15 protein-coding genes are annotated in these 13254 nt (G+C 74.2%); 8 read left to right on the top strand and 7 right to left on the bottom strand.

Annotation, left to right across the window (positions count from 1 at the left end):
- The first annotated feature begins 59 nt into the window (after nt 1-59).
- Nucleotides 60-1100 (top strand): LacI family DNA-binding transcriptional regulator, encoded by a 1041-nt coding sequence (locus PED38_RS05165; RefSeq protein ID WP_063072373.1) that lies wholly within the window; start codon nt 60-62, stop codon nt 1098-1100.
- Here PED38_RS05165 and PED38_RS05160 read toward each other — a convergent pair.
- Nucleotides 1097-1981, bottom strand: a complete 885-nt coding sequence (locus PED38_RS05160; RefSeq protein WP_270980167.1) for an NAD-dependent epimerase/dehydratase family protein — start codon at nt 1979-1981, stop codon at nt 1097-1099. The two genes, PED38_RS05165 and PED38_RS05160, sit on opposite strands and share 4 nt — an antisense overlap.
- Complete coding sequence (locus tag PED38_RS05155; RefSeq protein WP_063072371.1) at nt 1978-2403, bottom strand: hypothetical protein; 426 nt, start codon at nt 2401-2403, stop codon at nt 1978-1980. The genes PED38_RS05160 and PED38_RS05155 overlap by 4 nt, the downstream gene beginning before the upstream one ends.
- 293 nt (nt 2404-2696) lie before the next feature.
- On the opposite strand from PED38_RS05155, the gene PED38_RS05150 reads away from it, so the two are divergent.
- The 6 genes from PED38_RS05150 to PED38_RS05125 all read left to right on the top strand — a co-directional run bounded on the left by PED38_RS05150 (nt 2697) and on the right by PED38_RS05125 (nt 7729).
- Complete coding sequence (locus tag PED38_RS05150) at nt 2697-3950, top strand: M23 family metallopeptidase (RefSeq protein ID WP_270980164.1); 1254 nt, start codon at nt 2697-2699, stop codon at nt 3948-3950.
- 70 nt (nt 3951-4020) lie between these two features.
- Nucleotides 4021-4737 carry an SGNH/GDSL hydrolase family protein gene (locus PED38_RS05145; protein WP_254654573.1) on the top strand — a complete coding sequence of 239 codons (717 nt, stop codon included), beginning with the start codon at nt 4021-4023 and terminating at the stop codon, nt 4735-4737.
- 163 nt (nt 4738-4900) lie between these two features.
- A complete protein-coding gene (locus PED38_RS05140; protein WP_094126376.1) occupies nt 4901-5356 on the top strand; it encodes an SRPBCC family protein in 456 nt (151 codons plus the stop codon).
- A 2-nt stretch (nt 5357-5358) separates the two neighbouring features.
- The gene (locus tag PED38_RS05135) at nt 5359-5595 is read left to right on the top strand and encodes a hypothetical protein (protein WP_270980160.1); all 237 of its coding nucleotides are present in this window, start codon (nt 5359-5361) and stop codon (nt 5593-5595) included.
- A gap of 234 nt (nt 5596-5829) precedes the next feature.
- Nucleotides 5830-6501, top strand: coding sequence for an RDD family protein (locus tag PED38_RS05130; protein WP_270980157.1), 672 nt, complete (start codon nt 5830-5832; stop codon nt 6499-6501).
- A gap of 154 nt (nt 6502-6655) precedes the next feature.
- Nucleotides 6656-7729: an alkene reductase gene (locus PED38_RS05125; protein WP_270980156.1), complete on the top strand. Its 1074-nt coding sequence runs from the start codon at nt 6656-6658 to the stop codon at nt 7727-7729.
- A 67-nt stretch (nt 7730-7796) separates the two neighbouring features.
- Here the strand turns inward: PED38_RS05125 and PED38_RS05120 are convergent, their stop codons facing one another.
- A complete protein-coding gene (locus PED38_RS05120; protein WP_063072364.1) occupies nt 7797-8153 on the bottom strand; it encodes a TIGR02611 family protein in 357 nt (118 codons plus the stop codon).
- A 90-nt stretch (nt 8154-8243) separates the two neighbouring features.
- On the bottom strand, nt 8244-8849 hold the full coding sequence (locus tag PED38_RS05115; RefSeq protein ID WP_063072363.1) for a TetR family transcriptional regulator: 606 nt from the start codon (nt 8847-8849) through the stop codon (nt 8244-8246).
- A gap of 60 nt (nt 8850-8909) precedes the next feature.
- On the opposite strand from PED38_RS05115, the gene PED38_RS05110 reads away from it, so the two are divergent.
- Nucleotides 8910-10493, top strand: coding sequence for an MFS transporter (locus tag PED38_RS05110; RefSeq protein ID WP_270980151.1), 1584 nt, complete (start codon nt 8910-8912; stop codon nt 10491-10493).
- Nucleotides 10494-10560: 67 nt separating this feature from the next.
- On the opposite strand, the gene PED38_RS05105 is transcribed toward PED38_RS05110, so the two are convergent.
- The 3 genes from PED38_RS05105 to PED38_RS05095 are packed head-to-tail and all read right to left on the bottom strand — an operon-like array spanning nt 10561 to nt 13164.
- Nucleotides 10561-11631 (bottom strand): LLM class flavin-dependent oxidoreductase, encoded by a 1071-nt coding sequence (locus PED38_RS05105; RefSeq protein ID WP_063072361.1) that lies wholly within the window; start codon nt 11629-11631, stop codon nt 10561-10563.
- A gap of 44 nt (nt 11632-11675) precedes the next feature.
- The gene (locus tag PED38_RS05100; protein WP_270980148.1) at nt 11676-12641 is read right to left on the bottom strand and encodes a quinone oxidoreductase family protein; all 966 of its coding nucleotides are present in this window, start codon (nt 12639-12641) and stop codon (nt 11676-11678) included.
- 31 nt (nt 12642-12672) lie between these two features.
- A complete protein-coding gene (locus PED38_RS05095; protein WP_175345523.1) occupies nt 12673-13164 on the bottom strand; it encodes a hypothetical protein in 492 nt (163 codons plus the stop codon).
- Between the last annotated feature and the right edge of the window lie 90 nt (nt 13165-13254).

Below are 13254 nucleotides of genomic sequence, written 5' to 3'. Positions count from 1 at the left end.
AACCGGTCCTCGGCCCGGCCCCGGCCGGCGCGCGGGCCCCCAGGCGCTAGGAATGACGGATGACCCGAGACCCCGCCCCGCGCCGCCGGGTCTCGCTCACCGACGTGGCGCGCGAGGCCGGCGTCTCGGCGACCGCGGCGAGCTTCGCGCTCAACGGCCGGTCGGGCGTCGGCGAGGTCGTGCGGGCGCGCGTCAAGGAGGCCGCCGCGCGCCTCGGCTACGTTCCGTCCACCTCCGCGGTCGCGCTGCGCACCGGCCGCTCGGGCGCGGTCGGCCTCCTCATCCGCAACATGCGGAACCCCTTCTTCCTCGACGTGATCGACGGCTTCGACGCCACATGCGCGGCGGCCGGTCTCGGCGTCGTCATCGGATCCGCCGACTACTCGCCCGCGCGCGAGGCCGAGCTCGTCGCGACCTTCGCGGCGCGCGGGGTGGACGGGCTCGCGCTCGCGCCCATCGGCGGGGGGAGCGCGGCGGCCGACTGGGACGGATCCACCGGCAAGCCCGTCGTGCTCATCAACGGCGCGCGCCACGCGACCGGGATCGACGCGAGCCGCGTGCACGTCGACGGCGAGGCGGCGGTCGCGCAGGCCATGGCGCACCTGGCCGGCCTCGGGCACCGGCGCATCGCCATCGTCGCGGCGCCCCGCGACCGCAGCGCCGACGACGAGCGCGTGGCGGCCTTCCACCGGATCTGCGCCGAGCGCGGTCTCGCTCCGCGCGTCATCGAGACGGCCATGCAGCACGACGCCGCCGTGCAAGCGCTCACCCGCACGCTCGCCGAGCCCGCCGCCACGCGCCCCACGGCGATCGTGACGAGCAGCGACTACCTCGCGACCGCCGTCTACTCGGCCGCCGAGACGGCCGGCCTCCGCATCGGGGTCGATGTCAGCGTCGTCGGCCACGACGACCTCGGCACCAGCCGCTTCCTCGCGCCGGCGCTCACCACGATCGCCGTCGACCGGGCCGCGCTCGGCGCCGCGGCCGCGCGCCGGCTCATCGAGCGGCTCGACGGCGGCGATGCCGGCACCACGGTCGTGTCGACGTCGCTCGTCGCCCGCGCCTCGACGGGACCGGCGCCCGCCGGCGGATCCGCCTAGCGGGGCAGCGCGTTCCCGTCGGCGTCGAGGTGGTCGCGCCAGCTGCGCTTCGGCTCCCAGCCGAGCAGGCGGCGGGCCTTCGCGGTCGAGATGCCCGAGGAGTCCACGCGCTCGAGCGACCGCAGCTCGATGGCGTCGCCGTAGTGGCGGCGCAGCTCCGCGGCGAAGTCGTGACCGCCCGCGTTGTCGGCCGCCGCGATGTAGAACACCTCGTGGCCCGGCAGGTCGGACGCGACGGACAGCACGATCGCGTCCGCCAGGTCGTCCGCGTCGATGTAGCTCCACAGGTTCGCCGTGAGCACGGACGCGTCGCGCACCTGCTTCCCGAGGTTCGACGCGTAGTTGTCCTCGTTGTGCACGGTGCTCGGGCGGAGCGAGATCACGCGGATGTCGGAGCGGCGCACGGCCGCGTCCATCAGCTGCTCGCCGAACGCCTTCGAGAGCGCGTACGGATCCTGCGGGTGCAGCGGGTGGTCCTCGTCGACGGGCGCGTAGTCCGGCGGGAACGGCCGCTCGGGGAAGAAGTTGCCCACGATGCTCTCGCTCGAGATGTTGACGAAGCGCGGCACCCCGAAGCGCACGGCGGCCTCGATGAGGTGGAACGTCGACATGAGGTTCGTCTGCAGCACCACGTGGGCGGGGTGCCCGGTGGGCTGCGGGATCGCGGCGACGTGCACGACGGCGTCCATGCCGGCGACGAGCGCGAACGCGGATCCCTGGTCGGTGAGGTCGGCCATCACGTAGCGGCCGGGCAGCACGACGCCCGCGTCGAAGACGGGCCGCACGAGGTCGACGCCCGTCACGTCGTGCCCGGCGGCGACGAGCGCCTCGACGGCGGCGCGGCCGACCTTGCCGCGGGATCCGGTGACGAGGACCTTCACGCGCCGACCCCCGCCTGGCCCTCGGGCGCCTTCATCACGACGGGCACGAACGGGTCGTCCTCGAGCCGCTCGGCGAACCAGGCCTCGTCGACGTAGCCCTCCGACCACAGCTTCAGCGGGGTCGCGACGGTGGGCGTGAACAGCTCCCACCGGGTCCAGAGGCGCGCCTCCTCGGTCATCATGCGGCCGACCGCGCGGGTCCAGCGGACGACGACGTGGTCGGCGGGCAGCAGGCGCTCGAACGCGGCCTGCGCCTCGGCCAGGCGGGCGGACCGGGTGCCGTCGCCCGAGACCTGCTCGGCGCTGAGCGCGAGGACCAGGGTCCAGGTCGTGCTCTGCAGCTCGGTGTCGCGCGGCGCGGTGACGTCGGGGTCCGCTCCGGCTCCGGCTCCGGGCGATGCGGGGGTGGTGTCGTGGCTCATGCGGCGTCGCGCTCCTCGTGTCGATCGAGTCTGCCACGCGGGGTCGCCGGTGTCCGGAGCGCGGAGGTGCACCCGCCTCGCCGGACCGCGTCCCCTCCCGTGCCGCGAAGTGGATTTCCTCAACTGCGGAAACGAAAGTGGATGATGGTGTTCCTGCGTATTTCGGTTACCGTCGAAAGAACCGCGCTCCACCGACACCGACGAGGCCCGCCATCTCCCGCATCGCCCGCCCCTCCCGCCGCGCCGCATCGCGCCCGCGGGCCCGCACCGCGCCGCGCATCCGGACGGCCGCCGTGCTCGCCGCGAGCGGCCTGCTGATCGGCCTCGGCGTGCCGTCGGCGCAGGCGGCGGAGGAGTACCCCACCTGGTCCGAGGTGCAGGCCGCGCGCTCGAGCGAGCAGGCCACCGCCGACCAGGTCACGCGCATCACCTCCCTCATCTCCGGCCTCGCCGGCGAGGTCGAGGCCGCCACCGCCCTCGCCCTGCAGCGCGCCGACGAGCACGCGGCCGCGGTCGACGCGCTCGACGAGGCGACCGGGAAGGCGCAGGCGCTCGAGACCAAGGCCGACAAGGCCCGGACGGAGGCCGACGACGCCAAGCGCCAGGTCGGCCAGCTCGTCGCGCAGCTCGCGCGGCGCGGCGGCGGCGACGTCTCCCTCCGCCTCTTCGCGAGCGGCGAGGACGCCGACGCGCTCCTCGCCCGCATGGGCACCGCCACGAAGCTCGCCGACCGGCAGGACACCGCGTTCACGAACGCGGTCACCGCGGCGCGCACCGCCGAGTCGCTCGGCAAGCAGGCCGCCGTCGCGAAGGACGCCCTCGCGGCGCTCGCCGCCGACGCGGAGGCGAAGCTGCAGGAGGCGTCCGCGGCCCAGGCCCGGGCGGATCAGGCGCTCGCCGAGCAGGAGGCCCGCAGCTCCGAGCTCCAGGCCCAGCTCACGACGCTCCGCGACTCGCGCATCTCGGTCGAGGAGGGCTTCGCGATCGGCGAGCGGAAGCGCCAGGAGGAGGCCGCCGCCGAGGCGCGCCGCCAGGCCGAGGCCCGTGCCGCGGCCGCAGCCGCTGCCGCCGCGGCGAACGCCGCCGCGCGACCGCCGGCCAACGCACCCCGTCCGCCGTCGGCCGGCGGCGCGCCCTCGGCCTCCGGCTGGACCATGCCCATCCGCAGCTACGGCTCCTACCAGTCCTTCGGGATGCGCCTGCATCCCATCGCCAAGGTCTGGCGCCTGCACGCGGGCGACGACTTCGGCGCGGGTTGCGGCACGCCCATCTACGCGACGGCGGCCGGCACGGTGCAGTTCGCGGGCGGATCCAGCGGGTTCGGCAACGCGATCACCCTGAACCACGGCGGCGGCGTCACCAGCGTCTACGGCCACATGTACTCCTACGGCGTCATGGTGCGCACGGGCCAGACCGTGCAGGCGGGCCAGCAGATCGGCGCGGTCGGGAACGACGGCTACAGCACCGGATGCCACCTCCACTTCGAGATCCGCCAGGGCGGAGTGGCCACGTCCCCCATGCCCTTCCTGCGCGGGCGCGGCGTCTGACCCGGGGGAGTAGCCTGGATCCGACGATCACCGGGGGGTGCGGCGCGTGGCAGGTCGGCTGAGGCGTGTCGTGCAGGGCGTCGTCCGACCCGTGATCTTCGTGCAGTACCTGGCCCTCCGCGCCGGTCTGCAGAGCAACGTCTTCCCGCGTGACGCCGGCTCCGGCACCGTCCCGGGCGACGCCCCGCAGCGCATCCTCGTCATGGGCGAGGCCACCGCCGTCGGCTTCGGCGTCCTCTCGCACGAGCTCGGCATGGCCGGCCACTTCGCTCGCCAGCTGTCCCGGCGCACCGCCCGCGGTGTCGAGTGGTCGACGCGCCCCTTCTCCGACCTCACGATCCACACGGCGGCCGGCACCGTCCGCGATCCCGAGCTCCTGGAGGGCGTCGACGTGGTGCTGCTCATGCTGGGCGTCGGCGACAGCATCCGGCTCACGCCGCAGCGCACCTGGCGACGGCTCCTGTGCGCCACCATCGACGATCTCATCCGAGGCCTCCCCGCGGGGGCGCACGTGTTCGTCTCCGAGGTGCCGCCGCTGAACGACAGCGCGGGCCTCCCCGGCCCCTGGCGCACCATCGCCGCCCGGCACGGTCGCCTGCTCAACCGGGTCACGGCCGAGGTGATCGCGTCGCGGCCCGCGGTCGTATCCGTCCCGTTCCCCAGCGAGAGCGTCATCGACCTCGGCGACCCGGACTCCGCCCAGGCGTCGCGCGTCTACGCGACGTGGGCGCGCGCCTTCCTCACCCGGATGCTGGGCCCGGCGACCCCGTCCCCGCGCGAGGCGTGACCGCCGCGTGATCGTTCCCTGTGCATTCCCCGGGTGCAGGATTCCCGTCGCGGGCCGGGCGTAGCGTCGGATACGTGCCCGCCCCGGTGTCCTCACCGGAGCCCGGGCTCTCGGGTCGCAGGACGACCCGACCCCACGCACCGAGATCGAACGAGGAGAAGCAATGCCCCAGGTAATCGAGACCGTCGACGTCAACGTCCCCGTCAGCACCGCCTACAACCAGTGGACCCAGTTCGAGTCGTTCCCGAACTTCCTCAGCTACGTGGAGTCGATCACGCAGGTCACCGACACGCTCACCGAGTGGAAGGTCAAGATCGGCGGCGTCGAGCGCACGTTCGAGGCGAACATCACGGAGCAGCACCCCGACGAGCGCGTCGCCTGGAACTCCACGGGCGGCGACGAGGACCACGCCGGCGTCGTCACGTTCCACAAGCTGAGCGACACCGAGACCCGCGTCACCGTCCAGCTGGACTGGGCCGCCAAGGGCCTCGTCGAGAAGGTCGGCGCGGCGATCGGCGTCGACGACCACGTCATCAAGGGCGACCTCAAGAACTTCAAGGAGTTCATCGAGAAGCGCGGCACCGAAGAGGGCGCCTGGCGCGGCGACGTCCAGGCCTGATCGTGCAGACCGACGAGATCCGCTGGAACCAGGAGGCGCGCGACAAGATCCTCGACGACAGCGACCGCGTGCTCCAGGAGGCCGTGCAGCAGGCGGCGAAGGAGCTCGAGGGGAAGGACTGGGAGACCGTGTACCAGCGCCTCTTCGAGCAGCTGAAGGGCCGGTTCATCGACTTCGAGCCCGGACCGGACCTCCGCAAGTACGCCGAGGCCGTGTCCCGCGGCGAGATCCAGGGCTGACGCGAGCGTCACCGCACGTCCAGCACGACCGGGAGGGCCCGGCATCCGCGAGGGTGCCGGGCCCTCGCTGCGTGCTGCAGGCCGCGCCGCGGCGCGCGCAGAGGCGGAGGAGCCCCTCGCATAGCACGTCCCGGCGCGCACGTCACCCTTGCGGGCCGCGGGCCTGCCGGCGTGCTCGGAATCGGTACCCTTGCGCCGCGTCGGAGGGGCGCGCCACCGACGCGAGGGGACACGATGAGCGACGCGCACGACCAGGAGCACGCACGACACGACCGCACGGCGGCGGGTGCGGTCGGCCCGCAGCCCGGCTTCGACATCGGCCTCCTCCCGTACCACCAGCGGCCGTTGCCCCCGCACATCGCTCCGGAGTGGCGCCTGGCCGGTGTCGGCCGACGCGCGGTGGGGGTGATGCTGGACCGCGCGGTGGCCCTGGTCGTCGTCTTCGTCTGCCTGCTCGCGTGGATCCTCTCGCTCCGCGCCCTGGCGCTCCAGCGCATCGATGCAGAGGGGCTCGGCAGCACCGCCGCCCGGGACGTGTTCCGCACGTACTTCAGCGGGGCCCTGGTGGCTGCCGCCATCAGCGTGGTCGCCTACCTGCTCATCTCCGCGTGGTGGCTCGGCCGCACGGGTGCCACGCCGGGCAAGGCCATGGTCGGGATCCGCGTGCAGCGCTTCTCCGAGCCCGGCACGCTGGGGTTCCGGCGCGCCCTCCTCCGCGGCGTCGTGAAGAACGGCTTCGCCTTCGGCCCGGTCTTCCTCGAGTGGCTGCCATACGCCTCCGTGGCCTGGGACTCCCGTCGCCTCCTGCGCGGCTGGCACGATCTGGCCGCGGACGACATCGTGCTCGTGCACCGCTCGTGGACGTCGCCCCGCCGCGCCGACGCGCCCGGCCGCCGTCGACCCTGACGAGCGCCTGGGAGAAGCAGCGGGCGAGGAATGGCGTCCGTGCCCGTCCGTGTTCCCGGAAGGCGGTCCGCCCGGGCCGCTGGTCCCCGCCCGCATCCCGACGTGATCCGTCGCGGTGCGCGCCGGGCCACCCGCGAGACGAAGGATCCACCACGTGAAGCTCTTCTCCCCCGTCACCCTGGGCGCCCTCGAGCTCCCCAACCGCGTCGCCATGGCGCCCCTGACCCGCATGCGGGCCGACGAGCACGGCGTCCCCGGCGACCTGATCGTCGAGCACTACCGCCAGCGCGCATCCACCGGCCTCATCGTCACCGAGGGCGTGTTCACCAGCGAGCGCAGCAAGGCGTACCCGGGACAGCCCGGCATCGTGACGGACGAGCAGATCGCCGGCTGGCGCCGGGTCACCGAGGCCGTGCATGCTGCGGGCGGCCGCATCGTCATGCAGCTGATGCACGGCGGTCGCGTCTCGCACGAGGACATCACGGGCGGCCTCCCGCTGCTCGCTCCGAGCGCCATCGCGATCCAGGGCGAGGTGCACGTGCCCACCGGCAAGAAGCCCTACCCCGTGCCGAGCGAGCCGGAGACCGACGAGGTCCCGCTCATCGTCGACGAGCTCACGGTCGCCGCGCGCAACGCGGTCGACGCCGGGTTCGACGGCGTCGAGATCCACTCCGCCAACGGCTACCTGCTGCACGAGTTCCTGTCGCCCGTGTCGAACGTGCGCACGGACGCGTACGGCGGATCGCCCGCGGCCCGCGCCAAGCTCGGCATCGACGTGGCCCACGCGGTCGCGCGCGAGATCGGCGCGGACCGCGTCGGCATCCGCATCTCGCCGTCGCACAACATCCAGGACGTGCTCGAGGAGGACGCCGACGAGACGCGCGCTACCTACGAGGCGCTGCTGTCCGGCATCGCGCCCCTCGGCATGGCGTACGTGAGCATCCTGCACGCGGAGCCCGCGGGCGAGCTCGTGCAGGGCCTGCGGAAGACGTTCGGCGGACCGCTCATGATCAACAGCGGCTTCGGCGTGCAGACCGAGTACGACGAGGCGGTGCAGCTCGTCGACGAGGGCACGGCCGACGTCGTGGCCGTGGGCCGCATGGTCATCGCGAACCCCGACCTCGTCGAGCGCTGGGAGTCCGGCGCCCCCACGAACGAGCCGAACCCGGCCACGTTCTACGGCCCCGGCGCCGAGGGCTACACCGACTACCCGGCGCTCGCGAGCTGATCCGCCGCGACGCCTCACACGACGAGAGCGGCCGTCCCGAGGGGCGGCCGCTCTCGTCGTGCGGTGGTCAGCGGCGGACGCGCTCCGCCTTGCGGGCGGCGCGGGAAGCGCGCCAGCGGCGCCACGCGTCCCAGAAGCGGTGGAGCTGGCGCTTGAGGAAGACGTTCACGCGGTGCGCGGCGGGGAACTCGGTGCCGAGCACCGCGATGCCGAGGAAGACGATGAGCCAGCCGGGACCGGGCAGCGGGATGAGCACGATGCCGACGAGCACGATGCCCACGCCGAGCAGGCCGACCAGGATCCGGTAGAGCCAGCGCGCCTTCGGGTGCAGCTCGATCCAGGCCCGGCAGCGACGCAGGAACCGGCGGAGGGGGTGGGAGTGGCTGGACCCCGCCTCGAACTCGCGGGTCAGGGTGTCGGACATGCCCCAACGCTACGGGCGGGTCCTGGGAGGCGTCTCCCTCATCCGGCGAATCCGCAGGGTGCCGTGACGGATGCGCCGCCGGCCGGACGCCTACCGCGCGGGTGGCGCCGTGATGATCCGTCGGGCGGCCTCCACGACGGCCGCCCGGTCGGCGGCGCGCGCCTTCGGGCCGTCCGCGTGCATGGCCGGGTACGGCGACTGCACCCACGCCTGCGCGAGCGCGAACAGCATCGTGAGGAGGCGCTGCGGATCCCACGACGGGTCGATGTGCCCCTCCTCCTGCCCGCGACGGACCGCCTGCACCTTGGCCGACGGCGACGTCGCGCTGTGCGGCACGTCGAGCTCCAGGCCGTCGAGCCGGGCCCACGCGAGCATGCGGCGGTGCTGCGGGTGCTCGTACGCGTGGTCGAAGAGCTGGCCGACGAAGCCGGGGAGGTCGGCGGGATCCAGCGTCACGGCGGAGAAGAACTCGACGCCGTTGAGCTTCAGCACCGCGTGGAACAGCGACTCCTTGTCGGTGAAGTGCGCGTAGAGCCGCTCCTTGCTCGCGCGGCCCGAGCGGGCGATGCGGTCGACCCGCGCGCCCGCCAGCCCGTGCGCGGCGAACTCCTCGCGTGCGGCCAGGAGGATGCGGTGCCGGACGTCGTCCTGCTTCTCGTCGGTGGTGGATCGGGCGGACCCCGTCGTCGCTGCCATGTGAACAGCGTATGTCAAACGAACCGGTTCGTTTGACTCTGTGCACGGACCCGCCCTAGATTGGACCGTCCTCGCCCGCCCGGGCGCCGCACGACCATCCAGGAGCATCAGATCTCGCACGCACGCACCCCTGAGCACGCACCGCCCTCCACCTCTCCCGCCGGTCCGGCCGCCTCCGCCGAGGCCGCCGCCCCCGCCGCCCCGGACGCGACCTCCGCCCGCAGCAAGTGGATCCTCCTCGCCGTCGTCGCGCTCGCCCAGCTCATGGTCGTGCTCGACGGCACCATCGTGAACATCGCCCTGCCCGCCGCGCAGCGCGACCTCGGCATGACCGACGCCGACCGCACCTGGGTCGTCACCGTCTACGCGCTCGCGTTCGGCTCGCTCCTCCTGCTCGGCGGCCGCGTCGCCGACTACTGGGGTCGCAAGCGCTCCTTCCTCCTCGGCATGGTGGGCTTCGCCGCGGCCAGCGCGCTCGGCGGCTTCGCCGTCTCGAGCGAGATGCTCCTCATCGCCCGCGGACTGCAGGGCGTCTTCGCGGCGCTCCTCGCGCCCGCCGCGCTCGCGCTGCTGTCGGTGACGTTCCCGTCCGGCCCCGACCGCGTCAAGGCGTTCGCGGTCTACGGCACGATCGCCGGATCCGGCGCGGCCGTCGGCCTGCTGCTCGGCGGGGTGCTCACGGAGTACCTCAGCTGGCACTGGTGCCTGCTCGTCAACGTGCCCATCGCGATCGTGGCGATCGTCGCGGGCATCCCGCTCGTGAAGGAGAGCCGCGCCGACGGCGACCGCAGCTACGACGTGCCCGGCGCGCTGCTCGTCACGGTCGGCCTCGCCTCCATCGTCTACGGCTTCTCCCGCGCCGAGAACGGCTGGGGCCAGCCCGACACCATCGGCTTCCTCGCGCTCGGCGTGGGCATCATGGTCGCGTTCGTCTGGTGGGAGTCGAAGGCGCGCAACCCGCTGCTGCCGCTCCGCGTCGTGGCCGACCGCACGCGCGGCGGCGCCTACCTCACGTCGGTGATGGTGGGCGCGGCGCTCCTCGGCGGGCTGCTCTACCTCACGCTGCACTTCCAGATCGTGCTCGGCATGTCGCCGCTGATCTCGGGCCTCGCGTCGCTGCCGATGGCCGCGACCATCATGCTCACGGCGCCGCAGGTCGCGCGGCTCCTGCCGAAGGTGGGCCCGCGCATCCTCATGACGGTCGGGCCGCTGATCGCTGCCGCCGGGCTCCTCTGGTTCAGCCGGATCACCGTCGACGGCGCGTACGTCGTGCAGGTGCTGCCCGGCCAGATCCTCCTCGGCATCGGGCTCGCGTGCGTGTTCGTGCCGATGCAGAACGTGGCGCTCTCCGGCATCGAGCCGCGGGACGCGGGCGTCGCGGGCGCGGCGCTCACGGGCACGCAGCAGATCGGCGGATCCATCGGCACGGCCGTCTTCACGGCGCTGTTCGCGTCCGCGGTCACGGCGGCGACGACCGACGGCGTCCAGGACCGGCTCCAGCAGCAGGTCGACGGGTACCACGTGGTGTTCCTGGCGGCGGCGATCGGCGTGGCCTGCGCCTCGGTCATCTCCTGGTCGATGGTGCGCGTCCCGATCGAGCGCTTCCGCGAGGGCGCCTCGACCGAGGCCGTGAGCATGCACTGATCCCCGCCCGGATCGACGACGCCCCTCCCGCCGTGCGCGGGAGGGGCGTCGTCGTGCGTGCAGCGGGTCAGGCCGCGGGCGACCAGCCGAGCGCGGGGCCGAGGCGCTCGGCGACGTCGGTGAGGATCCGCGCGAGATCGGCCGCGGGCAGTCCGGCGGGCAGCGCGATCGCGAGCTCGTCGGCGGCCTGCACAGCCGGGTGCGCCAGGAGCGCGGCGGCGAGCTCGTCGGACGGGCCCACCAGGTCCGGCGCGCGGACCATGCTCGAGGCGGCCCCGGGATCCTCCGACTGGTCGGCGCGCCGGGCCCGTTCGGCGCGCGACGCGGCGTCGGCCCGGTACCGGGCGATCTGCTCGGCCGTCGCGCCGTCGGTGGGCACCACCACGAGTGCGAGCGTGACGTGCGCGGCGGCCGGATCCGGGTGCGCCGCCCGGTAGGCGTCGATGAGGCCGCGCTGGTCGGCCGCGAAGCCGGCGGCGCCCGACCCGCGCTCGGTCACGTCCGAGGAGAGCAGGCGGAAGCCGTTGGATCCGGCCCACGCCGCCGTGCGGAGGGTCGCGGCGCCGTACCCCAAGCGGTCGGCGAGGCCGGGGGACGCCGGCTGCACCGTGGGGGTGAGGGCCTCCTCGTCGTGCGCGTCGTGCGCGTCGTGCGATCCGTCGGGCCGGTCGTCCGCGCCCGGCACCCGGCCGCCGCGCAGCAGGTCGCGGAAGCGCAGGAGGCGCTCGCGCCCCGGCTCCTCGTGCTCGGCCGTCGTCGGATGCACGGCCCGGTCGACCGCGGCGACGCGCTTCGGGCTGCCGACCGAGAGGCCGGGGCGGAGGCGGCCGCCGGAGAGGAGGTCGACGGTCGCGAGGTCCTCGGCGAGGCGGAGCGGGTTCTCGGCGCGCACGGGGATGGACGCGGTGCCGAGGCCGATGCGGCGCGCGCGCTGCGAGGCGGCGGCGAGCATCGCGACGGGGGAGGAGATGGCGTGCCGGAGGTGGTCGGGGCGGAGCCAGGCGGTGTCGAGGCCGAGCGCGTCGCCGAGCTCCACGAGCCGGAGCGCCTCCTCGAGGCCGGTCGCGGGGTCGGCCGGGTCGAACGGGCCGGTGGTGAGGAAGCCGAGGCGCGTCGGCGCGGATCCGGATGCGGGCATGCGACGAGGCTAGGCGGTGCCGGTGCGAGCCCGCCGATCCGGCCTCAGGGGATCAGGACGATCGACCCCGTCGTGCGCCGGGCCTCGAGGTCCTCGTGCGCACGGGCCGCGTCGGCGAGCGCGTACGTCGCGCCGACCCGCACGTCGAGGGATCCGTCGAGCACGGCGGCGAACAGCTCCCCGGCGCGCCACCGCCGCTCCTCCGCGTCGAGCAGGAAGTGGGCGAGGGTCGGGCGGGTGACGGACAGGGATCCGCCGGAGTTGAGGCGCTGCAGGTCGAACGGCGGCACCTGCCCGCTCGCGCCGCCGAAGAGCACGAGCGTCCCGCGGATGCGGAGGGACGCGAGCGACCCGTCGAACGTGTCGCGGCCGACGCCGTCGTAGACCACGTCGACGCCGCGTCCGTCGGTGAGCTCGCGGACGCGCACGGGCACGTCGTCGTAGCCGAGCACGTGCGTGGCGCCGGCTGCGCGCGAGAGCGCCGCCTTCTCCTCGGTGGAGACGGTCGTGATCACCTCGACCCCGCGATCCGCGAGCAGCTGGGTGAGGAGGAGGCCCACGCCGCCGGCGCCCGCGTGCACGAGCGCGCGATCGCCGGGACCGGCCGGGTACGAGCTCGTCGCGAGGTAGTGCGCGGTGAGGCCCTGGAGCGGGAGCGCCGCGGCGACCTCCATGCCCACGCCGTCGGGCACGGGCAGCAGCGTCTCGGCGCGGACGAGCGCGTGCTGCGCGTAGGTGCCGGACGCCTCGGCGGTCGCGACGCGGTCGCCCACGTGCACGCCGGCCACGCCGTCGCCGAGCGCCTCGATCACGCCCGCGGCCTCGGATCCGGGCACGTACGGGTGCGCCATCGGGTAGACGCCGCTGCGCCGGTAGGTGTCGATGAAGTTGACGCCCGCGGCGTGCACGCGGATCCGCACCTCGCCGGGCCCGGGATCCGGCACCGGGCCGTCCGTCAGTGCCATGACCTCGGGGCCGCCGGGCCCCTCCACCTCGATGCGCGCGCTCATGGGTCCAGCCTGCCGTGTCCGCGGGTCGCGGTCACGCGTCGCGCGGCGGTCGGTCCCCGTCGTCGCGCTGCCGCTCCTCGTCCCGCGCCCGCTGCGCCTCTCGCTCCTGATCCTCGTCCCGCGCCCGCTGCGCGTCGCGCTCGGCGATCTTCCGTCGGTACCCGTCCATCGCCCGCTCGTCCAGGCGGTGGCGGATCTCGGCGACGTCGGGCGCGAAGGTCTCCTTCGTCAGCTCCCGGAACGCGATCCACTTCTCGTGGAACTCGGCGTCGGTCTGGCCGGGTCGCCAGGCTCGTCTCCACAGCGTCTCGAGTCCTTCGACGCCGGCCATCACCGAGGCGAGCACGGCACCGGTCGGGATGCCGAGCCACACGATGACCACCGCGGCGGCGGCCGTGGACCCGGCGAGCCACGGGAGGACCGCGAAGCCCCATCCGCCCGGGGACACCAGCCGACCGCGGACGACGAAGGGACGCTCGACCACGACCTCGACGGTGCAGAAGACCAGGGTCATGGCGGTCACCCCTCCGATCGTCCGGTCGAGGGAACCGGGGCCCCAGGCGGGGACGAGCAGGAGGGCCTGGCATGCCAGCACCACCAGAGGCGCCTTGAG

Source organism: Clavibacter sp. CT19, from assembly GCF_027858075.1.
Classification (GTDB): Bacteria; Actinomycetota; Actinomycetes; order Actinomycetales; family Microbacteriaceae; genus Clavibacter; species Clavibacter tessellarius_A.
This window is presented reverse-complemented; position numbering and strand designations above follow the sequence as displayed.

Coding starts and splice junctions, on each gene's coding strand:
- PED38_RS05165 (WP_063072373.1), top strand. CDS start 60: ATGACCCGAGACCCCGCCCCGCGCCGCCGGGTCTCGCTCACCGACGTG.
- PED38_RS05155 (WP_063072371.1), bottom strand. CDS start 2,403: ATGAGCCACGACACCACCCCCGCATCGCCCGGAGCCGGAGCCGGAGCG.
- PED38_RS05140 (WP_094126376.1), top strand. CDS start 4,901: ATGCCCCAGGTAATCGAGACCGTCGACGTCAACGTCCCCGTCAGCACC.
- PED38_RS05130 (WP_270980157.1), top strand. CDS start 5,830: ATGAGCGACGCGCACGACCAGGAGCACGCACGACACGACCGCACGGCG.
- PED38_RS05120 (WP_063072364.1), bottom strand. CDS start 8,153: ATGTCCGACACCCTGACCCGCGAGTTCGAGGCGGGGTCCAGCCACTCC.
- PED38_RS05115 (WP_063072363.1), bottom strand. CDS start 8,849: ATGGCAGCGACGACGGGGTCCGCCCGATCCACCACCGACGAGAAGCAG.
- PED38_RS05105 (WP_063072361.1), bottom strand. CDS start 11,631: ATGCCCGCATCCGGATCCGCGCCGACGCGCCTCGGCTTCCTCACCACC.
- PED38_RS05100 (WP_270980148.1), bottom strand. CDS start 12,641: ATGAGCGCGCGCATCGAGGTGGAGGGGCCCGGCGGCCCCGAGGTCATG.